The organism is Pseudomonas baetica, from assembly GCF_002813455.1.
Lineage (GTDB): Bacteria > Pseudomonadota > Gammaproteobacteria > Pseudomonadales > Pseudomonadaceae > Aquipseudomonas > Aquipseudomonas baetica.
The window spans coordinates 6,303,550-6,328,024 of sequence record NZ_PHHE01000001.1; the positions used below are offsets into that span (position 1 = coordinate 6,303,550).

The 24,475-nt window shown below is 55.0% G+C and carries 21 protein-coding genes and 3 pseudogenes; 18 read left to right on the forward strand and 6 right to left on the reverse strand.

Annotated elements, in window-relative coordinates; translation table 11 throughout:
* Positions 1–65: 65 nt before the first annotated feature.
* Together ATI02_RS29330 and ATI02_RS29335 are read left to right on the forward strand one after the other, a co-directional pair.
* A pseudogene (locus ATI02_RS29330) lies at positions 66–642 on the forward strand (LysR family transcriptional regulator).
* Positions 643–746: 104 nt separating this feature from the next.
* Positions 747–1,115, forward strand: a complete 369-nt coding sequence (locus ATI02_RS29335) for a putative quinol monooxygenase (protein ID WP_192886588.1) — start codon at positions 747–749, stop codon at positions 1,113–1,115.
* Positions 1,116–1,157: 42 nt separating this feature from the next.
* On the opposite strand, the pseudogene ATI02_RS29340 reads toward ATI02_RS29335, so the two are convergent.
* Positions 1,158–1,433 (reverse strand): annotated as a pseudogene (locus tag ATI02_RS29340) (iron-containing alcohol dehydrogenase); the annotation flags it as partial.
* A gap of 527 nt (positions 1,434–1,960) precedes the next feature.
* Here ATI02_RS29340 and ATI02_RS29355 point away from each other — a divergent pair.
* From ATI02_RS29355 to ATI02_RS29370, 4 genes are all read left to right on the forward strand, one after another.
* Positions 1,961–2,431: a VOC family protein gene (locus ATI02_RS29355; RefSeq protein WP_095191890.1), complete on the forward strand. Its 471-nt coding sequence runs from the start codon at positions 1,961–1,963 to the stop codon at positions 2,429–2,431.
* Positions 2,431–3,336 carry a glycine betaine ABC transporter substrate-binding protein gene (locus ATI02_RS29360; protein WP_238156284.1) on the forward strand — a complete coding sequence of 302 codons (906 nt, stop codon included), beginning with the start codon at positions 2,431–2,433 and terminating at the stop codon, positions 3,334–3,336. The genes ATI02_RS29355 and ATI02_RS29360 overlap by 1 nt, the downstream gene beginning before the upstream one ends.
* An 81-nt stretch (positions 3,337–3,417) precedes the next feature.
* A complete protein-coding gene (locus tag ATI02_RS29365; RefSeq protein ID WP_167394900.1) occupies positions 3,418–3,894 on the forward strand; it encodes an Atu1372/SO_1960 family protein in 477 nt (158 codons plus the stop codon).
* 15 nt (positions 3,895–3,909) lie between these two features.
* Positions 3,910–5,175, forward strand: coding sequence for an MFS transporter (locus ATI02_RS29370; RefSeq protein ID WP_100848097.1), 1,266 nt, complete (start codon positions 3,910–3,912; stop codon positions 5,173–5,175).
* A gap of 13 nt (positions 5,176–5,188) precedes the next feature.
* On the opposite strand, the gene ATI02_RS29375 is transcribed toward ATI02_RS29370, so the two are convergent.
* Positions 5,189–5,854 (reverse strand): TetR/AcrR family transcriptional regulator, encoded by a 666-nt coding sequence (locus ATI02_RS29375; protein WP_202864025.1) that lies wholly within the window; start codon positions 5,852–5,854, stop codon positions 5,189–5,191.
* A 685-nt stretch (positions 5,855–6,539) separates the two neighbouring features.
* Here ATI02_RS29375 and ATI02_RS29385 point away from each other — a divergent pair.
* The 5 genes from ATI02_RS29385 to ATI02_RS29405 all read left to right on the forward strand — a co-directional run bounded on the left by ATI02_RS29385 (position 6,540) and on the right by ATI02_RS29405 (position 12,428).
* Positions 6,540–7,702, forward strand: a protein-coding gene (locus ATI02_RS29385) for an IS3 family transposase (protein ID WP_095191983.1) whose coding sequence is annotated in 2 segments (ribosomal slippage) — positions 6,540–6,795 and positions 6,795–7,702 — 1,164 coding nt in all. Because the reading frame shifts where the segments join, the coding sequence is not laid out codon by codon here.
* A 340-nt stretch (positions 7,703–8,042) separates the two neighbouring features.
* Positions 8,043–9,262 (forward strand): IS3 family transposase gene (locus ATI02_RS29390; RefSeq protein ID WP_372241875.1). Its coding sequence is split into 2 segments (ribosomal slippage): positions 8,043–8,388 and positions 8,388–9,262, totalling 1,221 coding nucleotides; the frame shifts between segments, so codons are not numbered across the junction.
* Positions 9,263–9,526: 264 nt separating this feature from the next.
* On the forward strand, positions 9,527–10,615 hold the full coding sequence (locus ATI02_RS29395; RefSeq protein ID WP_100848528.1) for an L-dopachrome tautomerase-related protein: 1,089 nt from the start codon (positions 9,527–9,529) through the stop codon (positions 10,613–10,615).
* Between the two features lie 102 nt (positions 10,616–10,717).
* Positions 10,718–11,833, forward strand: a complete 1,116-nt coding sequence (locus ATI02_RS29400) for an L-dopachrome tautomerase-related protein (protein ID WP_100848529.1) — start codon at positions 10,718–10,720, stop codon at positions 11,831–11,833.
* 40 nt (positions 11,834–11,873) lie between these two features.
* On the forward strand, positions 11,874–12,428 hold the full coding sequence (locus ATI02_RS29405; RefSeq protein WP_272948221.1) for a cytochrome b: 555 nt from the start codon (positions 11,874–11,876) through the stop codon (positions 12,426–12,428).
* Between the two features lie 233 nt (positions 12,429–12,661).
* Here the strand turns inward: ATI02_RS29405 and ATI02_RS29410 are convergent, their stop codons facing one another.
* On the reverse strand, positions 12,662–13,564 hold the full coding sequence (locus ATI02_RS29410) for a LysR family transcriptional regulator (protein ID WP_100848099.1): 903 nt from the start codon (positions 13,562–13,564) through the stop codon (positions 12,662–12,664).
* 97 nt (positions 13,565–13,661) lie between these two features.
* On the opposite strand from ATI02_RS29410, the gene ATI02_RS29415 reads away from it, so the two are divergent.
* A complete protein-coding gene (locus tag ATI02_RS29415) occupies positions 13,662–14,672 on the forward strand; it encodes a zinc-binding alcohol dehydrogenase family protein (RefSeq protein ID WP_100848100.1) in 1,011 nt (336 codons plus the stop codon).
* 98 nt (positions 14,673–14,770) lie between these two features.
* Positions 14,771–15,070 (forward strand): putative quinol monooxygenase, encoded by a 300-nt coding sequence (locus ATI02_RS29420; protein ID WP_238156167.1) that lies wholly within the window; start codon positions 14,771–14,773, stop codon positions 15,068–15,070.
* A 389-nt stretch (positions 15,071–15,459) separates the two neighbouring features.
* On the opposite strand, the gene ATI02_RS29425 is transcribed toward ATI02_RS29420, so the two are convergent.
* Entirely contained in the window at positions 15,460–15,951 is a 492-nt protein-coding gene (locus ATI02_RS29425; RefSeq protein WP_042559172.1) for a cupin domain-containing protein, read from the reverse strand.
* Between the two features lie 1,029 nt (positions 15,952–16,980).
* Here ATI02_RS29425 and ATI02_RS29440 point away from each other — a divergent pair.
* From ATI02_RS29440 to ATI02_RS29450, 3 genes are all read left to right on the forward strand, one after another.
* Entirely contained in the window at positions 16,981–17,472 is a 492-nt protein-coding gene (locus tag ATI02_RS29440) for a sigma-70 family RNA polymerase sigma factor (RefSeq protein WP_095191265.1), read from the forward strand.
* 40 nt (positions 17,473–17,512) lie between these two features.
* Complete coding sequence (locus ATI02_RS29445) at positions 17,513–18,496, forward strand: FecR family protein (protein WP_100848101.1); 984 nt, start codon at positions 17,513–17,515, stop codon at positions 18,494–18,496.
* A 98-nt stretch (positions 18,497–18,594) separates the two neighbouring features.
* Complete coding sequence (locus tag ATI02_RS29450; RefSeq protein WP_100848102.1) at positions 18,595–21,018, forward strand: TonB-dependent siderophore receptor; 2,424 nt, start codon at positions 18,595–18,597, stop codon at positions 21,016–21,018.
* 110 nt (positions 21,019–21,128) lie between these two features.
* On the opposite strand, the gene ATI02_RS29455 is transcribed toward ATI02_RS29450, so the two are convergent.
* Positions 21,129–22,376, reverse strand: a complete 1,248-nt coding sequence (locus ATI02_RS29455) for an IS256 family transposase (RefSeq protein WP_095191982.1) — start codon at positions 22,374–22,376, stop codon at positions 21,129–21,131.
* Between the two features lie 111 nt (positions 22,377–22,487).
* Here ATI02_RS29455 and ATI02_RS29460 point away from each other — a divergent pair, with 111 nt between their 5' ends.
* Together ATI02_RS29460 and ATI02_RS33450 are read left to right on the forward strand one after the other, a co-directional pair.
* A complete protein-coding gene (locus ATI02_RS29460; RefSeq protein ID WP_100848103.1) occupies positions 22,488–23,303 on the forward strand; it encodes a VanW family protein in 816 nt (271 codons plus the stop codon).
* Between the two features lie 311 nt (positions 23,304–23,614).
* Positions 23,615–23,737: pseudogene (locus ATI02_RS33450) on the forward strand (tellurite resistance TerB family protein); the annotation flags it as partial.
* Positions 23,738–23,834: 97 nt separating this feature from the next.
* Here ATI02_RS33450 and ATI02_RS29470 read toward each other — a convergent pair.
* Positions 23,835–24,380, reverse strand: coding sequence for a hypothetical protein (locus ATI02_RS29470; protein WP_238156166.1), 546 nt, complete (start codon positions 24,378–24,380; stop codon positions 23,835–23,837).
* Positions 24,381–24,475: the final 95 nt, after the last annotated feature.

Genomic DNA, 24,475 nt, shown 5'->3' on the forward strand with positions numbered 1-24,475 from the left:
CTGACGCCTTTATTGGGGCTTAAAAAGCCGGTGAATTCGCTAGCACTTTCACTTGAATAGCGAAAATGATGCGGCTGGACGACTTAAGATTATTCGCGTGTACCGTAAAGCTTGGGAGTTTTCCAACACGGTACGTGAGGCTGCCCTTTTGCCGGGACAAGTCAACGCCGCCATAAAACGCCTGGAGCACGAACCCGGTATCCGCTTGTTCGCCCGCTCTACCCTTAGCCTGCGCCTGACTGGAGAGGGGATGACGTACCTCCCCAGCGCAATTACCGCATTGGAAGCGCTGGCTCAAGGGCAGGAAAGATTGCAGGGGCAAGGCAACGAATTATGGCTGTTTGGGCAGCAAAAGATTGCCATCAAGGGGCTATTGCTGAGTGACGGTGCGGATACCGTAAGGCTTTGGGCGATAGCAGGCGAAGGTATCGCCTACAAGTCCTGGCTTGACGTCCGCGAGGATGTTCTTGGCGGTCGTCTGGAGAGCATCCTGGAGAATTGAGCCCGTCAAATTTTGTCTGTCCGCACCGCAAGCAATACTCGCCGGTATTACGGCAATTGCACGAGATGCTGAGCCGCCATTTAGCGCCCTTCGCTGATGACATGTCTACAGCATTGGCGGACGGCCGCAAAAACCCTTAATTCGACTGCGTGATCAGTTGCTTGTAATTGTGTTGCCCGGGTGTTGGATTCTTGAAAAGCGAGTTCTGAATTCGTTGATTGCTGACTACTGAGGTATGGGTTTGATGGGTAGATTTGGTTTTGCAGAACGTATGCAAACATCTACTCACGAGGGTAAAGACATGCTTTATATGGTTTTCAGCGGCACGATCAAAGAAGGCAAAACCGAAGAGTTTTACCGAGACGTCGCAGCGGTATCGCAAAAGCTCACCCTGCAGCACGACAAGGCAGTGGTCTACCAATGGCATCGGGACGAAGAGAATGCAAACCGCTTTTTCCTGAATGAGCAGTGGGAAAGCGTCGAGGATCTGCATGCCCATTTCGAGACGCTCTACAAAGCCTTCGGACCGGCTAAGCCGACTGAGCGTTTGCCGTCCAAAATTCTCGACTACCTTGACGAGGCCAGAGTAAATTTCTATCAGACAGTTGGCTGATAGAAATTCGCTCCCTTGGGCAGGTTGCCCAAGGGAGCTGTTGCTGGCCTCAATCGCTGAAATGGCGAAGGTGTCCGAAACGGGATTGGCATTGATGTTCCAGATTGACTCCAATGCATGCGACAGCGCGTCCAGCCCCGTAGACACCGTGACACTGCCCGGAACCGCCAGCGCCAACTGCGGGTCAACAACGGCTACCTTTGGCCTGGTGCATTCCAGATGCAGCGAGTATTTTTTGTGGCTGGCCGAATCCCGGATCGTCGGCCAAGACGTGACTTCGCTTCCGGTACCCGCCGTGGTCGGAGCAGCAATCGGTTTCTCCGGCTGAAACCTTGAACTCGATGCCACGCAATACCGGGTTATCCCCGTAACGCTTGGTCAGTTGGCTGATGTTGATCATTTCAGCCTCCGCGCATCGATGTCTCGATACGGGTGGGCAAATCGGCGAAGGTGTTGGCCGATCTTGAGAATTACGGGACGGATATCGCGATACAGGTCCGGCGACCCGATGGGCGTATTGATACGCTGATCGTCGATCCCCGCCTGCATTGGGTAGACGCACCTTCCTTGATCGTGACGGAATGCTCTGGTTGCCAGCAGCGCAGATGGATCGGGTCAGTTTGTTCAATGACGGTACTTCGCGCTCCCCACGCGTTGAGCCTGACTGCAAAGCCCTCGCCTCGTTGACAAAGGATGGGGGCTGTTTCATGTGACCGATACAAATTATCAATTGATAACTTGTTGTCCGGTTTTATTTATCGAGTGATAATTAATTGCCGGTCAATGCAGCCAAAAGGATGCGCTGGCGCTTCAACTCACCGCATCAATTAATGCCAGGAGAAACCATGGGAGTGCTACAGCTCGACCATTTCACCATCCGCACCGAACAGTGGGCTGAAACCGCCGAGTTCTTCGAACACGTCATCGGCCTGACGCCAGGGCCGCGACCGGGGTTTCGTTTTCCCGGATGCTGGATGTACGCCGCTGGCCACCCGTTACTGCACATTGCCAGCGTTCAAGGCGATCCGGATGAACTCAAGGGATACCTCGGCGACAAGCCGGGCGGCTATGGCTCGGGTTCGCTCGACCACGTGTCGCTGCGTTGCGAAGGGCTGGAGCAGGTCCAGGCGCGGTTGCAATCGATGGGGATCGCGTTTCGTGAGCGCGTCATCCCTCAGATTGCTGAGCACCAACTGTTTCTCGAGGATCCTAACGGCATCACCATCGAGATGATTTTCGACTATGTGCCGGGTAGCCGCATCGTGGGTCAGGCCATGCCGCACCTTGCTGTCGGTCCGTCTGAGGAAGACCTGTGATGGCAGGTTTCAATCGCAGACAGTTTATTCACGCCTTGGGTGGCACGGCACTGTTGGCGCCTGTGCTGGCCCGCGGCAACATCTTCAAGGGGAACCAGACCATGGTACGACTCGGTGTCACCGACCTTTCCTTTCATCGCGCCACTGCGGCCGTCATTGTGCAAGTGTTGCAGCGCATGGGGTTTGCCGTAGAGCGTTCTTACGCACTACACGAAGCCAACTTCGAGCAACTGCGTGCAGGGTCGATCGACATGATTGCCTCGGCCTGGATTCCCTCCAGTCATGGGCTGTACAAGGCACGTGTCGAAGAGCAGGTTGCGACACGTGAACTGGGGCTGCATTACGAGCCGTATGCGCTTTGGGGCGTGCCTGACTATATCCCGGAGTCCGAGGTAGGTTCGGTCGAGGACCTGCTGAAGCCGCAGGTGTTAGCGCGCATGCACCCCCTGATCCAAGGCATCGGTCCGGGTGCCGGGATCACGCGTTTTTCCCTGCGCATGATGGACGATTACGGCCTTACGTCGGCAGGCTACCACTTTCGTACCGGCACTCAGGAAGAGTGTGTGGAAGCTTTTGAAAGTCTGGTGCAGACGGGGCGCTGGGGAGTGGTTCCGCTCTGGCATCCACAGTTTTTACATTTCCGTCATCTCATACGCGACCTCAAGGATCCCAAGGGGTTGCTGGGCAGCGTCGACCGCGCAGTATTGTTGGCGCGAGCCGATCGCCTCGGGCATTTGAGCGCTGCGCAGATTCAGGTACTGGACAACATTCGCCTGAGCAATGCCATCGTTGCCGAACTTGATTACGCCATCAACCGCGAGGGCAGAAGTGCTGACCAGGCAGCTATCCGCTGGTTGGATAAAAACCCGCAAATGCTTGCCTCCTGGCTCACCCCACTTGGCTGAGTAACCACAGATTTTTCCTCGGTATAGCGTCCAGGCGCGCCGTCGGTGTGCCTGACAATAAAAACAACACAGGACCTCACAATGAATATTCTCAATACTCCCGAGTTACGCCTGCAGGCAGCCGGTTTGCACTTGCCACGTCCCGCACCAGCACTGGGCAACTATGTACCTTGGAGCATTGTGGGCAACACGCTGATGACGTCAGGGCAGTTCCCCTGGATCGATGGTCAACTTCAGTACCGTGGACGCTTGGGCCGCGATCTCGATTTGGAGCAAGGGTATGCGGCCTGCCGCCTGGCAGCGTTGAATGCAATAGCTCAACTCAAGGATGCAGTAGGTGAGCTGAGCCGGATCCGCCAGATCTACAGGCTTGAAGGCGTGCTCAATGTCGCTGAGGATTTTTACGACCATCCCAAGGCCCTCGACGGCGCTTCGGACATTTTGGTCGAGATATTCGCTGAGCGCGCCCGGCACACACGGATGATTTGGACCAACCCGGTGATGCCCATGGACGGCTTCTGTCTGGTCTACCTGTTTGCCGAAATAGACCACCAGTGAACAGGAGCCAAAACCATGATTCAGGCCAATAAACTGTTCTTCGCCAGTTGCTTGTCGCTGCTGGTGACTTCAATGATTTTTTCCATCCGCGCGGACGTATTGCAATCGATCAGTGCCGACTATCTCTTGTCCAACGCGATGATCGGCTTAACGATTTCATCAGTGTTTTGGGGCTTTACATTGGGTATTATTTCCTGCGCCTTGATTGTTGATTGGGTCGGCATGAAGTGCCTGCACATTGTGTCTGGGTTGGGTTACCTGCTGGGGATTACGTTGATTCTGTTGGCACCGGCCAATAGCAGCGGCCAGCCCATTGACGATGTGTTTGCAGCCACGGGCACCACGGTGCTGTATCTTGGATTTCTGCTCACCGGTATTGCCCAGGGCATTGTGGAGGGCGTGACCAATCCTCTGGTTGCTACGCTGTTCAAGCGTGACAAACGGCGCATGCTCACTAGGCTGCATGCCTGGTGGCCAATGGGTCTGATCGTGGGTGGCTTGATTGCCTGGGGCCTGGGACAACTGGGTCTGTCCTGGCAAGTCAAGTTGGCGGTGGTAGCCTTGCCCACCCTCGGTTATCTGATGCTGGTCATTGCACTCCAGTACCCCAGCACCGAACGAGTAGACGCAAGGATATCCAGCGGCGTCATGTTCGCCCAGCTCAAGCGCCCTTTGTTCATCGTGCTGATGTTGCTCATGTGGTTGACAGCGGCCACCGAGCTGGCCCCTGATCAATGGTTCGCAAAAATCATGGTCGACCTGCTACCCCAATTGGGCAGCAATAGCATCCTGCTCTTGGTGTACACCGCAGGCTTGATGTTCATTCTCAGGCATTACGCGTCGGGCTGGATCTTCGCGCGCTACTCGCCTTTTGCGGTGCTGACCTCAAGTGCGGTACTGACACTGGTAGGCTTGCTTGGCCTGGGTTTGTCCGGACAAAGTGCTCTACAGGGAGGCTTGACGGGCGCCGTAGCGCTCTTCTGCGTAACGGCATTCGGCGTTGGCAAGACCTTCTTTTGGCCGACTATGCTCGCGATCACAAGTGAGTTGCTGCCCAAGGGCGGAGCGCTCTTGATCAACTTGATGGGCGGCGCAGGCATGCTGTCGGTGATGGTCGCCGTGCCGGCAATCGGTTCGTTGATGGATCAATACGACACCGCCAGCGCGTTGTTGGTGGTCGCCTTATTGCCGAGCGTGCTGGTCATCGCCTTTGCCAGCCTGTGGCTCTACTCACGCAAACGCGGTGGGTACCGTCCGAATGTGCTGGAGGCACCACACTGATGGCAATTGCAGCCTAAGGCGTCGGTGCCGGATGGCAATGCAGGGCGCCGTCCAGGAAGCTATTGACTCGATGGGTGATCAGATCGGTCAGATTTTCCGGGACGGGCATCTGGTAAACCCACTTACGTACCCCCAAGTAAAAGAAGCTGCTGTGGAAGCCCCACAGCACTTCGATATCGAGGGCCAGCTCGTGCTCGGTCGGCGCGTCGGTGAGTTGCCTCTGGTGACGCAGCTCTTCAATGATCACCAGGAAGATATTCTCATGCAGGCGCTTAAGGTAACGCTGGTTCAGAGCGGGGTCCTGCAGGCCTGCATACAGGAAGATTCGCACCCACTCATTGTTCAGTATCGTGCGGGTATAGCTGATGAAATACTCAATCAACCGCTTTCTCAAAGGGCATGTGCGATCTTTGAGATGAAGCTCCAAATCAGGATCCCAGCGGTTCATGAACACTTGCTGGTAAACCTGTTCGATTAACAGCTGTTTGCTGGGGAAGTAGCGGTAAAGCAGGGGCTGAGTCACTTGCAAACCCTTGGCCAGTTCCCTTGTGGTCAGGGCAAAGCCTTTCTGGGCAAACAAGGAGATGGCCCGGTCGACCATCTGCTGTTGACGGTCCACCGCTGTGAGGTTCTTGCGACCAGCAGTAGACACTTTTTCGGTGTCGCTGATTTTTGCCATTGTTGACCTATGCAATAAAGGGTGCGCAATTCCATAGAATAATCATACCCGTTAGCGCGAGCACAATGGTGCTGCAGTGCGACAGTCGTTCAGGGATATCGTAGTGAACGGGGCAAAGGCGAGAGGTAGCATGACCAGTGCGGCACCGACGAGTATTGCGCGTTGCCGCGTGGTTCGGGTGCTGCCCTTATTGCAGGAAAAAGCCAGACTGATTAGCGAAAGCGTTGTCAGTATCAGGTGAGCGTTAATTTATATCTTGAGTCGATGGGTTGGCAGCTGATCAGGTCATTACCCACAGTCTTGACTTCTGCAAAAGCACCTTCTTGTATTTCACTCCCTCAATGGCCTTCCTACCGCTCGTGCTGCTGGAGGCAGGATTCGCCAAAGTGACGAGCGGTCGACCCTGGGCCGCACGTTGGCCGGTGTCTATGACACGGCTCTCAAGACGTCAGCAAGTATGGCCAAAACCCTCAAGGCCGAGCAGCGTGGCGGGACGAATGCTGGAAAGCCGACGATATGCAGACATGTTATCGCGGCAGCAAACTTGACGATAATCAGGTATGGCAGTCTCTACACTCGTATGGGTGTAGAGATTGCCATCCGACAAGAGTGGGTCTAAAGTGTAGTGGTCTAATGAAACCGGACACCCATTTAGGCGAGAATGCTCGCCAGATAGAGGTGTCTGATGACCAAACAACGTCGTTCTTTTTCCGCTGAATTCAAACGCGAGGCCGCAGGCCTCGTGCTCGATCAAGGCTATAGCCATATCGAAGCCAGCCGCTCGCTTGGTGTGGTTGAGTCCGCGTTGCGCCGCTGGGTTAATCAGCTTCAGCAGGAGCGCACTGGCGTTACTCCGCAGAGTAAAGCGCTGACGCCAGAGCAACAGAAAATCCAGGAATTGGAAGCTCGAATCGCTCGACTTGAGCGGGAGAAATCCATTTTAAAAAAGGCTACCGCGCTCTTGATGTCGGAAGAGCACGAGCGCACGCGCTGATTGATCAACTGAGCCCCCAAGAGCCGGTTGATTGGCTTTGCGCAGTCTTTGACGTCACTCGTTCGTGTTACTACGCCCATCGTCTCAGGCGCCGAACTCCAGACGTTGAGCGGCTTCGGTTGCGCAGCCGGGTTAACGAACTGTTTACGCAAAGTCGAAGCGCCGCCGGTAGCCGCAGCATCGTGTCGATGATGCAGGAAGACGGCGAGCAAATTGGGCGGTTCAAGGTGCGAGGCCTGATGCGGGAACTGGAGTTGGTCAGTAAACAACCTGGATCACATGCCTACAAACAAGCGACGGTTGAGCGGCCTGACATTCCGAACATATTGAATCGAGAGTTTGATGTGCCGGCGCCGAATCAGGTCTGGTGTGGCGACATCACCTACATCTGGGCTCAAGGGAAATGGCATTACCTGGCTGTCGTTATGGATCTTTACGCGCGCCGAGTGGTGGGCTGGGCGCTGTCGAACAAGCCGGATGCGGATCTGGTCATCAAGGCGTTGGACATGGCTTACGAACAGCGTGGCAGGCCTCAAGGGCTTCTGTTTCACTCGGATCAGGGCTCGCAATATGGCAGTCGCCAGTTTCGCCAACGGCTCTGGCGTTACCGCATGCGCCAAAGCATGAGCCGTCGTGGAAACTGCTGGGATAACGCGCCGATGGAGCGTGTGTTTCGCAGCTTGAAAACTGAATGGATACCGACCGTGGGCTACATGACAGCTCAAGAAGCGCACCGCGACATCAGTCATTACCTGATGCATCGGTACAACTGGATTAGACCGCACCAATTCAACAACGGACTGGCCCCAGCTCAGGCCGAGAAAAAACTTAACGTCGTGTCCGGGATTAGTTGACCACTACAGTCCAACGGCCATGTCGAGGTGCTGCGTTCATCTATTTGTCTCTCAGAAGAGCGGTGGGCAGCGGATATGAAGGGACCTGAGTTGGCGCTCATGTTGAACAGTCCCGCTAGACGCAAAAACCCGCTGGTGGCATTAACAGTTTCATTGAAATCGATAAACTGAGAAGAGTTTGAGCTTTATGAGAGTTTCATTCGGTTGAGTCTAGTGACCACAAGCACAGGATTTTCATGATTTCGAAGAAAGTGTTTGCGGGTCTATCGATGAACGAGCCCCATGAAAGACAGGACACCGTTTCCCCCTTACGATAAGGGATAGGCAAACGGTTATGTTTATGACTAATAGCAACGATAAGAGTGGTGAGCTTTTGGGCCAGGAGCGGCGGCGCCGCTGGAGCCCAGAGCAAAAGCTGGCCATGGTTCGAGAGAGCCTTGAACCAGGACAAAGCGTTTCGGTCGTGGCTCGGCGCAACGGCATCAATGCCAACCAGTTGTTCCTGTGGCGCAAGCTGTACCAGGACGGCAGTCTATCGGCGGTCAGTGCTGGCGAAGCCGTGGTGCCGGCCTCCGAGCTGAGCGATGCGCTCAAGCAGATCCGTGAACTGCAACGGATGCTGGGCAAGAAAACGATGGAAGCGGAAATCCTAAAAGAAGCCGTGGAGATCGCCCGGTCGCGAAAATGGATTGCGCACTCACCCTTGTTGCCGGGGGACGACCAGTGAAGCTGGTCAGCGAATGTCTCGGTGTGGCGCGCTCGCAATTAACGGTTCGAATCAAGCAATCGGTATCGCCCAAGACACGGCGAAGCAGGCCTGTGAACGACGCTGAGTTGGTGGCCGAAATCCAGCAACAGGTCAGCGAGCTGCCCAGCTATGGCTACCGTCGAGTCTGGGGATTGCTGCGTCGCGCCCGTGAAACCCAGCTGCTACCTGCGATCAACGTGAAGCGGGTTTACCGGGTGATGCGTGATCACAACCTGCTGCTTGAGCGCCGGATCAAACAACCCGGCGTGCCGCGTCGGCACGAAGGCCGTATTGCGGTGCAAACCAGCGATACGCGTTGGTGCTCGGACGGCTTTGAGTTCCGTTGTGAGGACGGCGCTAAACTGAGCGTGACCTTCGCCCTGGACTGCTGTGATCGCGAAGCCATCGGCTGGGTCGCGAGCCCGACCGGGTACAGCGGCGATGATATCCGCGACTTGATGCTGGAAAGTGTGGAGAAGCGCTTCGGTGATCAACTGCCTGCAACGCCGGTGCAGTGGCTCAGCGATAACGGTTCGGCCTACACCGCCGAACAGACGCGCCTGTTTGCTCGGCAGATCGGCTTGCAGCCGGTGACCACACCAGTGCGTAGCCCGCAGAGTAATGGCATGGCCGAGAGCTTCGTGAAGACGATCAAGCGTGACTACGTGGCGCACATGCCCAAGCCGGATCGGGAAACGGCGCTGCGTAACCTGGCGATTGCCTTCGAACACTACAACGAGCAGCATCCGCACAGCGCCTTGAACTATCGCTCACCGAGGGAGTTCAGGCGCTTGGCAGTGGCATCAATTTAACGGGGAGTTGGTGTCCGGTTTTGTAGGGGCAAGTCCAATCGAGTGTTTGAGACGTAGCAAATTCGTTACGCTGGATTTATCACTCATTATCCTACGAAGCCAAACCATGCCATTTAAAAAGCTTTCCGATAACCTCAAAAGCGTTGAATCTGCCCTCGCACAAATATGGAATTTGCATCTGCGGGGTGGGTCTGTCTCCGCTGGAACATGGGGATCGTCTGCGCCGACTTCATCGAGCAGGCTCGAGAGCCTGGAGGTGACGCCATGAATGCTGTCCGTTCCTTGTCGTGCGGATTGGCGATAGCCGTTTTACTTGGTGGGTGTAAAAATCTATCGGATGAAGCACCCATTCTTGAGGTTGCTCTGCAAAGTCAAAAACAGATTTGGAACGCCGTCGCCCACTTCGACGACTATACATACGTTGCGGGGCCTCGCTGGACAGGGGCGGATGGAGGTTCGCAGCTTACCGTTGTCAATCTCCGTGGACAGCGTGAGGCTTATCCTAACTTGGCGTGGAATGCATGGGCGCCAGGAAAAGACGCCCGCGATGCGTTTGTGAACATAAATGCGTTACGTCTCGAAAAGGATGTTTTATGGGTAGTGGACACAGGCGCGCCTGACTTTGGAGGCGACCCATTGCCCGGCGGCGCAAAGCTGGTGGCTATTAATCTGGCTGAGAAACGCGTAGTGCGAACTTATCTTTTCTCGGCTGAGGTCGCACGACCGGGGAGTTACGTGGATGACGTTCGGTTTCAGGGCGACTATGCATTTCTGACCGATGCAGGCAACGCGGGCATTATTGTCCTCGATTTACGCAATGGTGACGCTAAGCGCGTGCTGGACGGGCATCATTCGGTCGTTGCTGGAAGTAACAGGGAAATCGTACTCAGTGGCAGAACGGTCAAGACGCCTGGGGGCAGTCCGTTACGTGTCAACGCTGATCCATTGGAAATTAGTCCGGACGGCGAATGGCTGTATTTCGGCGCATTGCAGGGGCCATGGTTCAAAGTTCGCATCACTGACCTGACAACCTCTACGCTAAGCTCGCAGCAGCTTGCCAGTCGTGTTGAGCCATTTGCTGACATTCCACCCACGGGAGGTACTGTCATGGACGCGAAGGGCAACTTGTATTTTTCCGATTTGGCTAACGACTCGATACGTGTGCGTCGCCCTGATGGCCGTGTCGATACGTTGATCACTGACGCACGTCTGCACTGGGTAGATGCACCGTTTCTAGATCAGGACGGAACATTGTGGCTACCTGCGGCACAAATGGATCGTGTGAGTCTTTTTAATGAGGGCGTTTCCCGCGTTCAATGGCCTATGACAGTCTTTCGTCTTTCTACTCGTTGATTTTATCAACGGTGGCTCATGCAGTATTAATGGGTGCTGGCCTGAGCCACCTGGGTCAGCACTCATAGGCCTTTGAAGTATGAATTGTTTGCGGGGGATATAATGAAAAGAACAGTCGCTATCTACTTGTTGATACTGTTTAGCCCTTTTTCGAGTGCGTCGTCTGATTCGTATGCACATCACAGTAAAGAACTCATTGCGGTAGCTGACTTGGGTCGGCTTCGAGCCGTTGGGCTCGGCGTGTCGTCAGATAATCGCATATTTGTATCATTTCCGAATCGGATTGCGAGCAACGACTATGCTGTTGCGGAAGTGGTTGGTGGGAAGTTGTTGGCTTATCCAGATACCGCTTGGAATACTAACGTTGGCGATGAGCGAAAGCGCTTTGTCAACGCGCAGGCACTGCATGTAGATGCTCGCGATAACCTTTGGGTGCTTGATTCAAAGCCCGTGAGCGGGCCGGTTGTTGAACAAGAGTCGAAAAATAGCGCTGAGGGTTATTTTAAATTGGTCAAAATAAACCTTTCAACCAACAGAGTAGAGAAAGAATACTACTTTGATAGTCTTGATAAACGGTTTTCCAGTTTAAATGATGTGAATGTCGATATCGAAAGGGGGGTGGCGTATCTTTCAGATCCGGGCCTGAAAGCCATTGTTGTACTGGATTTGATCACCGGCACCTCTCGTACTCTATTACGTGACAGCTTTGCAACCAAGGCGGACCCTAATGTGGTGCTCAGCTATGAAGGCCAGCCAATGCAGAGTCCTGACGGGACTTTATTTAAGTCTGATGTGAATGGAATCGCTCTGACCAAAGACAATCGCTATCTTTATTTTAAACCCATTAATAAAGTAAATCTGTATCGAATTGAAACTCGCTCTTTGGTCGATACCCGGCTTGATGATATAGAGTTGGCCTCGAAGGTCGAAGACCAAGGTGCGACGACGGTCAGTCACGGTCTGATAGCTGATGCGCAAGACAATATTTATATGACGTCCTCCCTGGATTACAGTGTCAAATACAAAACACCTGGCGATGGTTTGCTACATACGCTTGTGCAGGACGCTCGTTTGATATGGCCAGACTCTTTAGGCGTCGGGAATGATGGTTATTTATATATAACAGCTGCGCAATACCAAAGGGATTCGTACTGGAATAATGGGAGTGAAGGTACGGTTTATCCTTACCAGCTTTATAAAGTCAGGTTGCCGCAATAAACCATCTACTTGTTTTTTTGAACTAATTAAGGGTTGGAAAGTGATAAAATCAGAGTTTGCTGATGTCAATGTCTCTCGATACGATACGATCAGCCGAAGGTTGCATTGGTTGATGGCGCTACTGTTTGCATGGATTTATTGTTCGGCCGCCGCTCATTATTTATTATCCGACACTGCGTTGGACAAACTGCTTTGGCCTTACCATAAGTCAATAGGTCTCGTTCTTTTTGTGCTGCTTATCGTGCGTGTGGGGTGGAGCATACAGAGAAAACGTTACCGTCCGAAAAGCATCAGTTTCGCTGCGTCTATAGGGCATAAGATATTGTATACGCTTATGTTTATAATTCCCCTGGTTGGTTTATTACGTCAGTACGGTTCCGGTCGCGCATTTTCGGCGTTTGGTTTACCGGTGATGGGCGGTTTTGAAGGGGAGAAAATCCAGTGGATGATTGATCTGGGAAGTGACTTTCATAGTTTACTGGGCTGGGTGATGGCGTTGTTGGTATTAGCTCATGTCGGTGCAGTAGCCCGGCACTATCGGCGTGGTGAACTGCAGGTGCTGCGACGCATGTTCGGCAACGCTCAGGAGGATTAGCGCACCGTGAAACCCAAAGGCACATAAAAATCTGACTTGATGCGTGAATGGTATATCCACATTACGAGCCTCAGCAGTGTCTCCTAGCGCTTCCAGTTCAAATAGCAGTGGATCTTTTTCTCAGGGGCATGGTTTCTGCCGCGTCAGAATGAATAATGTCATGTAATAGATGCCGGATGTCGTCAGATCGTTAATCAGGTTTCGTAGCGGTAGACGCAGCACATAACAACGTTTTAAACCGGTTTATTAAATGGGGGGATCGCTCCGAACTTTTCGCTCAGCCACTGATGAAACCGCGTCACAGCGCGCGTTAATTGCGCTCGATGTGGGCACGCAAAGCAAAGGGGGTATACATCGCCGGGGTGATCAGTCATCAGCACTACGAGCCGCCCCTCTTGCACATCAACACTGACATCCAGCCACGATTTATAGGCGATGCCTTCGCCTTCCAGCGCCCATCGACGTACCACATCGGCATCATCACTGAATAGCGGACCGCCGACCTGTATCGTTTGTGTCCCCAATTGCCAGCGATCGTGAATTCGGCCGTTTTGCAGGTAAGGCAGGCAAGTATGGTGCTTAAGGTCGTCAGGCACTACCGGCGTGTCATTGCGTGCCAGATAGTCCGGCGATGCCACAAGCACCCGGCGATTCAATGGCACCAGGGGGATGGCGATGTAGTTAGCGTCCTCATTGAAGCCGTAGCGGACGGCCACGTCCACTGGATCACGAAACAGATTACTTATTTGATCAGAGAGCAACAAACGAAGTTTCAGCTCAGGATGCAGGCGCCGAAACTCCGTGAGCCATGGCAACAGGATATTGCGTCCCAGGTCTGAAGGGGCGGCGATTTGCAGGGTACCGCGCAGCGGCGCATTGTCGCCGCGCAGATTCTCCCGGCCTTGGCTTAAATGATCGAGAACAGAGCGAGCCGTAGGCAAGTATTGCTCACCTTCAGCGCTCAAACGGAGGCTGCGCGTAGTGCGGGTAAACAGGCGCACCTCCAGCTCCCGCTCCAACCGTTTGATAGACGCAGCAACCTGCCCCGGCAGCAAATCGGCCTCAATTGCTGCAGCGGTAAAACTGCCCAGGGCGGCGCTGCGCCAGAATAGCCCAAGATCATCGATGCGGATCATTTAGGCTCCAGTAGTGAAAGTGTTGCTGCATTGTGTCGATTTTTCTTTGTATAGGGAAAGGTAAAAATCTCTGCAACCCCATTACAGATGAGTTGCCATGAAAGCCATTACCTTTACCGAGCACGGTCTACCCATCAACGATCCGCGCGCGCTGCAAGACGTAAACATTGCTGCGCCAAGGCCTGGCCCAAGGGATTTGCTGGTTGGAGTCGAGGCTGTTTCGGTTAACCCCGTTGACACCAAAGTACGCTCTGGCACCTTTGCCAGGGAGCCGAAAATACTCGGTTGGGATGCGGCCGGCACAGTGCTTGAAGTCGGAGTGGATGTTACGTTATTCAAACCTGGTGACTTGGTCTACTACGCTGGCTCGCTGATCCGTGCAGGCAGCTACAGTGAAATGCAAGTGGTAGACGAGCGTATCGTCGGTCACCGGCCGCTATCCTTGAGCGCTGCCCATGCGGCCGCATTGCCGCTGACCTCCATCACCGCCTGGGAATTGCTATTTGATCGCTTGGGCGTCAACGAAGGTGGCGGTTCTGGTGATGTATTGTTGGTGGTGGGTGCCGGTGGTGGTGTGGGATCGATGTTGGTGCAGTTAGCCCGCAGACTAACTTGCATGACTGTCGTCGGCACGGCCTCACGCCCGGAGACGGTCGAATGGGCCAGGCGTATGGGCGCTCATCATGTGATCGACCACGGCCAACCGATGATGGCTCAATTGCAGGCACTGGGAATTGGTGAGGTCAGTCACGTGGCGAGCCTCACACACACCGAGGAGCATCTTGCACAACTGATTGAGGTATTGCGACCGCAGGGTTGTCTGGGAGTAATCGATGATCCACAAACGCTAGACGTGATGCCACTCAAGCTCAAATCACTATCGTTACATTGGGAACTGATGTTCACTCGCCCGCTATTCGAAACTCCGGACATGATTAACCAGCACCACCTACTCAATCGCATTGCCCAACTGATCGACCAAGATATTTTGCACACTACTTTGGGTGCGCATTTCGGTACTATCAATGCAGCCAACATGCGCAGTGCTCATGCCTTGGTCGAAAGCGGGCAAGCGCGGGGCAAGATCGTATTGGAGGGATTTAAATGAAACATTTAATCAAGCCGCTAGGCTTGGCGTTATTTGCATTAATGATTGGGGGTTGTGCAACCCCGCATCTGACCCTTGACCCGAGCGGAGCCACCACCCTGCAAAAACCATTGGTATCCATCGCCGTGCTCAAAGCAAAACCAGGTAAACATCAGGCGTTAAAACAAGGATTGTTGGCGTTGGTTGAACCCACGCGTACTGAGCCTGGGAACCTTGACTATGTGCTGTTTGAGCTACGCGACGAACCTGGCACGTTCTACATGCGTGAGGCGTTCAAGAATCAGCAGGCTCTCGACGCACATTTTGCAACTCCTTACTTTAAGAAATTTGCGGTAATGGCCGATGATTTGCTGCAGGAGCCTTTGCAACTCATCTTCCTTGAGCAAGTCTCAAACTGAGCTTATCCCACTTCAGGCACCATCATTGACCTGATAACGTTACATATCCAGGGCAAAATACCTCTCTGAGTCGTTTCCGACACCCGGATGCGGCCCCTGACGAAGGGGCCGTTCCAGGATTCGGCGCTCGCGGTATAGCACGCGTGCGCGATCAGTCGCGTCCGCTAAACAATAGGCGGACACCATCACTCTTGATTTGCGAATCCGGTAGGCGTGTTGGCTGTTCGCTTACGCTTAAGCCAAATCTTGTTTAGGAGAGAGCTTGCTCGCGAAAAATCTCAATGATTGGCTTGACGCTGCGCTCTTAAGTTCTTCGTGAGCAAACTCTTCCTACAGATACATTAATAGCTATACATCAAGATATCCCTTTCAGGGGCTTTGAGATATTGCTACTTCAACTTGTTATAGCTGCCATTGCCATCAATCCAATCCTGCCGAGGCGGGGTGAAAAAGTCGACATTCACAGTACCTTCTTCCAGGGCGTGAAATTCATGGGGCACGTTCGGTGGGAAAATAATCACCTCTCCAGCACGGACCGTATAGCGTTTGCCCTGTGAAAAAACTTCCACTGCTCCCGACACTATCCAGGTGACCTGCTCGTGGGGCTGATGGTGAAGAGGCACGATGGCACCCTTTGCAAATACCCAGCGCGCCAGAGTGCTCTGAGAACCGTGAATCACTTGCCGAGTGACGCCAGGCAAGGTTTGCTCGACTGGCGCCTTATCGAAATTGTACAGGTCGGGAAGTGTATGCCGATAGGGCGACAGCAGTGGCAGTTTGCCTCGGCCTGGTGCCTCGGTAATATTGGTGTTCGTTTCGGCAGATACGGCATTACCAACCATTAAGGTAGATAGCAAAACCGCGGTGATTGTTTTCTTCATGATGTGACTTCTCCGGACAACGATTTGACGTATTCGAATCAACGTAAACAGACGGTGTTCTGTCTAGCCAAGGTGAGTTTGGTGTTTGCGCATCGGATTCACACTTGTGCAAACCCTTCGAAAAACTAAAGCGTTGAACGACTCCGAAAAAGTCTGTTTGCAGACTAAGAGTTACTGTCGAGAAGTGAAAGTCGAAAGTTCAAAACGCATGTCTTTTCCCGACCTACACTCCGTTTGCAACCTAATGGTTGAATCGCCCGGGTCTTGTAGACGCGTCTTCGCCTTAAACTGAGGCGAATTAGGAGGTGCCATGAGCAACCCGCTTTACTCCGAAGAATTCAAAATACAAACCTCGAGATCCATGACGATCTGCGCGAGGTCGGTGAAGACTGTGGTCGGCATCGTGTGGCGAGGCTGATGCGTCTTCAATTAATTTTCATAGCCTTTCCACCGTCGTACCGGGTCCAAACGCTCAATCGAGTATCGATGTACCTTGGCTGGTCATTAGTGCGTGTTCGAATCGCACCCTGAGGCGGACCTTCGAACACGTAGGCCGGCAAAGAGGAGGAAGGGGCAGAGTGTCCTTGATGGACTGATTTGGGCACGATACGGCGTGGCATCGTCGACGTGTCAGGCCAACCATGGACTCGTCGGAGTTCGTCCGTGGCCCTCTCGAGATCATGCCCACGCCAAGTAAGCCAAAAAGTAGTCGGCAAAGGTGTAGCGAAAGTAATGCGCAGACACAAATCAAGTCATCCTGCTCGGTCAAGCCGCAGTTGTTTGGGATGGGGTAGGGCTCAACCTGGGATCAGGTGCGGTCCACGACAGATGGACTGTCGCCATCACATTTCCTCTGCGCACGCTTTACAGAAAATCAATCAGTTAGGAGAACTTTTGGATCATTTATTTGAAAGAAGCTTCATCTTTTTTGAATGACTACATCTTTGGTATGGCAAGGAATGCATTGCCTCTCCTTAATAGGAAGCATTACTATTCGCGTCCCTTTCCTCAATCCGCCGCCAGTACCCCATGCGTCCCCGCAAACCCGGCTTTTTCGAGCATTACGAAGAGTTGATCGGCACCTGGACTCGCCGCTTGCGCAATCGCGCGCAGGCCGAGGATCTGGCGCACGACACCTTTGTGCGGGTGCTTGAGTCCAATTCGGCGCAGGTACAGCAGCCACGGGCGTATTTGCACCAGACCGCGCGCAATATCGCGGTGGATGGTTATCGGCGTGAGGATCGGCGCGGCGCCATGGAGTCGCAGGTGATCGATCTCAGTGTGTCGTCGTCCGGCGACCCGGAGCATTACATGCACGCGATCCAGTTGGCCGACTCCATCGAACGGGCGCTCGCCGAGTTGCCGGTCAACTGCCGCAAGATCTTCGTCTGGCAGAAGATCGAGGGCCTGACCCAGGCGGAAATCGCCGAACGCCTGGGGCTGTCCAAGAACATGGTCGAAAAGTATATGATCCGCACCCTGCGGCATCTGCGTGATCGCCTCGACGGGTTGCAGTCATGAGCGGCCGTAGCTTTTCATCCCCAGCCAAACAGGACATTCCATGATGGATACTCGTGATTGCGCGTGCGGGCAAACAACGGTACGTGATGACGCGGCTGGCTGGTTTGTGCGTTTGCAGGAGCCGGCTGTCAGCGCCGACGAGCAGCAGCGCTTCGATGCCTGGCTGAACGAACATCCGCAGCACCGTGACGAATTTCAGTTGCTGCAGGGATTGTGGTCGGCAGCGGATTTGCTGCCGGCGCCACGCCTCAACGCCCTTGTCGAGGCAGCACCTGCGCGCCGCGAACGCCGTCCGCTGCTGCGGTATGCAGTGGCGGCCAGTGTGCTGGCGGTGGCGCTTGGACTTGGTCTGTTCAGCGGCTTGAATCATCCGGGTGATTACAGCGCCGAGTTCGCCACGGCGTTGGGCGAGCGCAAACATGTGGCGTTGCCGGACGGCTCGGTGATTGATCTGAACAGCCGCAGCCGTTTGCAGGTGCGCTATGAAAAGGATCGACGGCTGATCGAGTTGAGTGAAGGCGAGGCGATGTTCAGTGTCGAGCACGACAGCGCCCGACCTTTCGTGGTCGAGGCCGGCAACGGCAAGGTTACCGTCACTGGCACTCGCTTCGATGTGCGCCGGGATTCAACGCAAACCCGTATCGCGGTGGAGCAGGGCACGGTCAAGGTGCAGGGCCGTGCGGCACCGGACAACGAGTTCATCAGCCTGACCGCGGGCCTTGGCACCTACGTCAATGCGCAGGGCAAAGTTGCGGCGGCCTATGCGGTCAACCCGGCAGAACTGACGGCGTGGCGCGGCGGCAAACTGGTGTTCAACAACGCCAGCCTCAGTGAAGTCGCCGCCGAAGTGTCGCGGTATCGCGAGAAGCCGCTGACGGTCGCCAACCCGGCCGTGGCCAGCCTGCGCCTGACCAGCGTGTTCAACTCCGACAACACCGACGCCTTGCTCAAAGCCTTGCCGGGCATCCTGCCGGTGGCCGTGCGCACCCTCGCCGATGGCAGTCAGGAAATAATTTCAAAATAACATTCAGGTTTTTTTCGAGTTCATCGTCTTCCTGTTCAACTGCAACTGGTTTGCATTAACAGTCGCACACTCTTGCGATCCACAGGACTACGTTCGACGTGAAAACCACCCCTGCCAACAACAAAAAATCCCACTGGTTGCCGCTGGCCCTCGCGCTGGCGGTCAACGCTGCCATGCCACTGGCATTCGCTGCCGGCGCCATTCATATCCGCGCACAGCCACTGGGCCAGGCCCTGAGCGAACTGGGCCAGCAAACTTCGCTACAAGTGTTTTTCAGTCCCGATCTGGTCGCCGGTAAACAAGCCCCGGCAGTGGATGGCGACATCGCGCCGGAGCAGGCGCTGCGCCAATTGCTGCAGGGCAGCGGTCTGGACTATCAGATTAACGACGGCTCTGTGACCCTGTCGCCCGCCGCGACTGCCGCCTTAAACGGCCCGCTGGAACTGGGAATAACCGACATCAAAGTGGTCGGCGACTGGCTCGGTGCTGCCGACGCCGCCGTGGTGCAGAACCATCCCGGCGCGCGCACGGTGATCCGCCGCGAAGCCATGGTCGAGCAGGGCGCGATGAACGTCAGTGACGTGCTCAAGCGGGTGCCGGGTGTGCAAGTGCAGGACTCCAATGGGACCGGTGGCAGCGATATCGCGCTGAACGTCGGTGTGCGCGGTCTGACGTCGCGTCTGTCGCCACGCTCCACCGTGCTGATCGATGGTGTGCCGGCAGCGTTCGCCCCGTACGGCCAGCCGCAACTGTCGATGGCGCCGATTTCTGCGGGCAACCTCGACAGCATCGACGTGGTGCGCGGCGCCGGTTCCGTGCGTTATGGGCCACAGAACGTCGGCGGTGTGATCAACTTCGTCACCCGTGCGATCCCGGAAAAAACCACCGGTGAAATCGGCACCACGCTGGAGACCACCCAATACGGCGGCTGGAAGCACATCGACACGGCATTCCTCGGCGGCACCGCCGACAACGGCATGGGCGTGGCGTTGCTGTATTCGGGCGTCAACGGCCACGGTTACCGCGAGCGCAACAACGGCAACGACATCGACGACGTGCTGCTCAAGACCCATTGGGCGCCGACCGATCAGGACGATTTCAGCCTCAACTTCCACTACTACGACGCCAGCGCCGACATGCCCGGCGGCCTCACGCAGAAGCAATACGACGACAAGCCGTATGACTCGGTGCGTGATTACGACAACTTCACCGGCCGCCGTAAAGACGTGTCCTTCAAGTGGATTCGCCAGATCGACGAGCGCACCCAGGCCGAAGTGCTGACCTATTACACCGACAGTTTTCGTGGCAGCACTATCGCGGCTCGCGACCAGAAAACCCTCAGCTCGTATCCGCGCTCCTACTACACGCTCGGTATCGAGCCACGGGTGTCGCGTGTGTTTGACGTCGGCCCGACCACGCAGGAAGTCAGCGTCGGTTATCGCTACCTGAAAGAGGCGATGCACGAACAGTCGAGCCGTCTGGCATTGGTCAACAATCAGCCGGTGGTGACGCCGACGTCTGACGGCCATGTGTTCCAGGATCGCACCGGCGGCACCGAGGCCAACTCGGTTTACATCGACAACAAAATCGACGTTGGCAACTGGACCATCACGCCGGGCATTCGCTTCGAGCACATCAGCACCGACTGGCACGACCGCGCCGTGCTCGACACCGCCGGCAGACGCGTGCCGGAGAAAAATCGCAGCATTGAAAGCAATGAGCCGTTGCCGGCGCTGAGCGTGATGTATCACTTGTTGGACGCGTGGAAACTGTTCGCCAACTACGAAACCTCGTTCGGCAGCCTGCAGTATTTTCAACTGGGGCAGGGTGGTTCGGGTGACCAGACGGCGAATGGTCTGGAGCCGGAGAAGGCCAAGACTTACGAGATCGGTACGCGTTATAACGATGACGTGTGGGGCGGGGAGGTGACGCTGTTCTACATCGACTTCGATGACGAACTGCAATACATCAGCAATGACGTGGGCTGGACCAATCTTGGCGCGACCAAGCACCAGGGGCTTGAAGCGTCGGTGCATTACGACATGGTGGCCCTCGATCCGCGTCTTGATGGTCTGACTGCGAATGCCGGTTTTACCTATACCCGTGCGACGTATGGAGGTGAGATTCCGGGGTTCAAGGGGCGTGATCTGCCGTTTTACTCGCGTCAGGTGGCGACGGTTGGTTTGCGCTATGAGGTTAATCGCTGGACTTACAATATCGACGGGTTTGCCCAGTCCAAGCAGCGCTCGCCGGGTACTGGTGTGAATGCTGATGGCAGCTTTAACGGCAACTACATCACTGACGGTACGGCGGATGGGCAGTACGGTGATATTCCGGGTTATGTGACCTGGAACGTGCGTGGGGGGTATGACTTTGGGCCGCAGGTGTCGAATTTGAAGCTGGGGGCGGGGGTGAAGAACGTTTTTGACAAGCAGTACTTCACGCGTTCGAGCGATAACAATTCGGGGATGTATGTGGGGGCGCCTCGGACGTTTTTTGTGCAGGCGAGTGTGGGGTTTTGATTGGTTGGTTGATTGGGTGAATATCCGTTGCTGCGGTGATGGCTGCTTAGGAGAGTGTCAGATTTTTTGTGTGCGGGCCGGTAATGGCCTGCCGTCAGGCAGGCCGGGTTTTACCAGGTCGGCCTGATAAATCGATCTCCGTACAGAATCGCAAATTGGTTCATCGCACTCTTCCAGTCATGAGCCGCCGAGCCCCAGTTTGCCGTGATGTTACGCAGCCCAAGCCAGATCAGCTTGGTCGCTGCGTCATCCGTCGGGAAGTGGCCCCGGGTCTTGATGATCTTGCGTAGCTGAGCGTTGATGCTTTCGATAGCGTTGGTCGTATAGATCACTTTTCGAATGGCAGGCGGGAAGACAAAAAATGGAATCACTCGATCCCAGGCTCGTCTCCAGGCCGCCACCACCGTTGGGTATTGCTTACCCCAAGGGCCATTTTCAAAGGCATCCAGTGCTTCCTCAGCCGCTTCTGCGTTGATGGCTTGATAGATCGGTTTTAGCGCCTTGGCCAGCTCACGGCGCTTGTCCCACGCCGCGTAATCGAGGCTGTTGCGGATCAAGTGGACGATGCATGTTTGCAGCGTTGTTGCCGGAAATACTGCGCTTAGCGCCTCTGGCATGCCTTTGAGACCGTCAGTCACGGCGATCAGCACGTCCTCTACGCCGCGGGTCTTGAGGTCGTTGAAGACCTTCATCCAGAACTTCGCACCCTCGGTGTTTTCGATCCAGATACCAAGAATATCGCGCGTTCCATCGGGTAAAACACCCAGCGCCAAGTAAATCGCCTTGTTGCGGACAAGGCCTTCTTCTCGGATCTTGACCCGCAGCGCATCGAAGAAAATGACTGGGTACATCGGCTCAAGCGGTCGCTGTTGCCACGCACCAATTTCCTCCATCACCTCGTGCGTGACTGAGCTGATGAAGTCATGGGAAACGTCCGTCCCGTATTGCTCAGAGAGGAAAGCGCGGATTTCTCGAACGGTCATGCCTCGGGCATACATGGCGATGATCTTGTCATCAAAACCGGTGTAACGCCGCTCATGCTTGGGGATCAGAATGGGGGCAAAACTGCCATCCCGATCACGGGGAATCTCCAGCCGCAGCGGGCCATCCCCCGTCAAAATCGTCTTGCCCGTTTTGCCATTGCGCTGGTTGGTTTCATCCTCTGGGCGCTGCGCGCCCGGCGGATACCCCAGGTGGTGACCGAGCTCGGCACTCAATGCTCGCTCAATCAAGGCCTTCTTGAAGGCCGCAGAAGCGTCTTCAATAGCCTCTGCGGTAATCAGCCCCTCACCGAACTCTTCGAGCAGCTCCTTGGGGATTTTTGGTAGGTCACGCAGGGGTTTCTTTTTGGTTGGCATACATGCACCTCTTACTCATGTTATGCCCGAACACAAAATTTCTGACACCCCCCTAAACTGCGCGCCCATTTACGTCTCAAGGAAGACACGGCCAGCGCCGTTGCGTCATGGATGAAAAAACCACTTTCCCTCTACCACCCGGCCCTGTACTGGCTGCGCGTGTGGCAAAAAAGACTGTTCCGCCAAATCGCCTGGCGCTGTTCCAGCAAACGCTACGCACGACCAGTTGCTTTGGCCGAACGGCTGCCCTTCCGCTACCTCAAACACACCTCAAAACTGATCCGCAAACTCGGCGACTCCGACCTCGCCCTGCAACACAACAAAGTCATCAACCTGAAATTTGCCGTCGCCGCCATCGACGGCGTCGTCATTGGCCCTGGCGAACACTTCTCCTTCTGCCGCCTCGTCGGCCGTCCAACGTTGAAGCGCGGCTACGTTGAAGGCATGGAACTGTCGTTCGGCGAAGCTCGCACCGGGGTGGGTGGCGGCATCTGCCAACTGAGCAACCTCATTCACTGGATGGCGATTCATTCGCCGCTGGTGGTGGTCGAACGCTCCAACCACAGCTTTGATCCGTTCCCGGATGAGGGGCGAGTGCTGCCGTTTGGCTCCGGGGCGGCGATTTTTTATAACTACGTTGATCTGGTGCTGCATAACCCAACGGACCGAAGCTTTCAGTTGAAATTGAAGGTCGGCGAGACACAACTCGAAGGGGAGTTGTTGTGTGATCGGGTGCGGGTGTATCGCTATCACGTGTTCCAGGAGGCGCATCGATTTGTGCGGGATGGGGGGAGGGTGTTTCGCGAGAATGAGATTTGGCGAGAGGTCAGGGAAAAAGGGCAGGTGGGGGCGTTGGTGGAAAGGGAGAGGCTTTATCAGAATCGGGTCGTGGTGAAGTATGAGGTGGCGGGGGAACTGGTTGAATAGATGCATCGTAAATGCGGGTTTTCAACTTCTACGACTTAACTGTTGCTCTTCAACATTTCGCGGATTTTTATGCGGGTTAGCTATTTTAACGAGTAAGGGGGGGCAGGTTATTCAGGGGGGAGACCACTTCCAGAAGAAAGAAAACGTGGTCTGTCCCCCGTTTACCTTTTTTTGTCCCTTGGGAACGAAGAGGCGTCTTTGATTTCCTGTTTCGGAGTATCTGCAGTTGTAGGCAGTTCTTTTAGGGGCTGCAGCCCCTCTACATGGCTTTTGGGTTCAGCCTTCCGTGAGCCAGTCTTTGGCGCTTCGGTGGTGGCTTCGCGGCGCTCGGCGTGCTGGCCTACAAGGCCTACGGCAACTACAACGCCCAAAAAGGCACCGCTCCACGACGCGAACCGCAAACCCTGGACCGCCTGCCACCTGCGCAAGCCGAGCACCTACCTGGATGAACTGGCGCGGCAGCTGAAGCTGGAGCCGGGGTTGAAGGTTGAGTTGGAGAAGCAGGTGCGGCAGTTGAACTAAGGCGCTACATCATCCGGGCCGATGAACGTCATCAAAATCATCGGCCTTCGGAGTAGCAACTATGCCTTTCGCTTCTTGAGCGCGGTAATACGCCTCAATCGTCAACGATGGATCGATACGCGCTTTGACAATGCAAGCTTCCTTTTGCCATGGATACTCTTGCAATTGCTTGGACAGAGTTTTCAGGCCGCCTGTGACCCATCCGTTTTCCGACTGATCTCTCCATCGACGTGGGTTGCGGCCTGTTTTTACATCGTGGGCCGCAGTCACGGGATCAAGATGGCGACTTTGCTCAAGCACAGGCAGGTCAGGCAACGGCTGCGTGACATCCATGTAACGCTGCAGACAGTCCCAAAACGCGAGTGCGTTCGACTGATCCAATCCCAGCGAGTGAACCTTGGTCGCCAAGCAAATTCTGTTATCGGTATAACGGTGATGCAACCACAGGGCATAGTCATGGGAGCCAAAGCCATTAGGAAGCAGCTGAAGCACTGGGTCAAACTCTTCAAACGGTGCAACGAATAGCTGACGGAAGCGCCTTTTGAATCTGAGCATGCCATCAGTCCGATTGAATTCGCTGCCATCATGCGTGCTGATTTTGCTATGAGTCCACAATAATGCGTCGGTGCCAAGAGAGGCTACGAAATATA

Coding starts and splice junctions, on each gene's coding strand:
- ATI02_RS29410 (WP_100848099.1), bottom strand. CDS start 13,564: ATGATCCGCATCGATGATCTTGGGCTATTCTGGCGCAGCGCCGCCCTG.
- ATI02_RS29355 (WP_095191890.1), top strand. CDS start 1,961: ATGGGAGTGCTACAGCTCGACCATTTCACCATCCGCACCGAACAGTGG.
- ATI02_RS29460 (WP_100848103.1), top strand. CDS start 22,488: ATGAAAAAACCACTTTCCCTCTACCACCCGGCCCTGTACTGGCTGCGC.
- ATI02_RS29440 (WP_095191265.1), top strand. CDS start 16,981: ATGCGTCCCCGCAAACCCGGCTTTTTCGAGCATTACGAAGAGTTGATC.
- ATI02_RS29365 (WP_167394900.1), top strand. CDS start 3,418: ATGAATATTCTCAATACTCCCGAGTTACGCCTGCAGGCAGCCGGTTTG.
- ATI02_RS29455 (WP_095191982.1), bottom strand. CDS start 22,376: ATGCCAACCAAAAAGAAACCCCTGCGTGACCTACCAAAAATCCCCAAG.
- ATI02_RS29395 (WP_100848528.1), top strand. CDS start 9,527: ATGAATGCTGTCCGTTCCTTGTCGTGCGGATTGGCGATAGCCGTTTTA.
- ATI02_RS29335 (WP_192886588.1), top strand. CDS start 747: ATGGGTAGATTTGGTTTTGCAGAACGTATGCAAACATCTACTCACGAG.
- ATI02_RS29470 (WP_238156166.1), bottom strand. CDS start 24,380: ATGCTCAGATTCAAAAGGCGCTTCCGTCAGCTATTCGTTGCACCGTTT.
- ATI02_RS29415 (WP_100848100.1), top strand. CDS start 13,662: ATGAAAGCCATTACCTTTACCGAGCACGGTCTACCCATCAACGATCCG.
- ATI02_RS29400 (WP_100848529.1), top strand. CDS start 10,718: ATGAAAAGAACAGTCGCTATCTACTTGTTGATACTGTTTAGCCCTTTT.
- ATI02_RS29425 (WP_042559172.1), bottom strand. CDS start 15,951: ATGAAGAAAACAATCACCGCGGTTTTGCTATCTACCTTAATGGTTGGT.
- ATI02_RS29370 (WP_100848097.1), top strand. CDS start 3,910: ATGATTCAGGCCAATAAACTGTTCTTCGCCAGTTGCTTGTCGCTGCTG.
- ATI02_RS29375 (WP_202864025.1), bottom strand. CDS start 5,854: ATGGCAAAAATCAGCGACACCGAAAAAGTGTCTACTGCTGGTCGCAAG.
- ATI02_RS29360 (WP_238156284.1), top strand. CDS start 2,431: ATGGCAGGTTTCAATCGCAGACAGTTTATTCACGCCTTGGGTGGCACG.
- ATI02_RS29445 (WP_100848101.1), top strand. CDS start 17,513: ATGATGGATACTCGTGATTGCGCGTGCGGGCAAACAACGGTACGTGAT.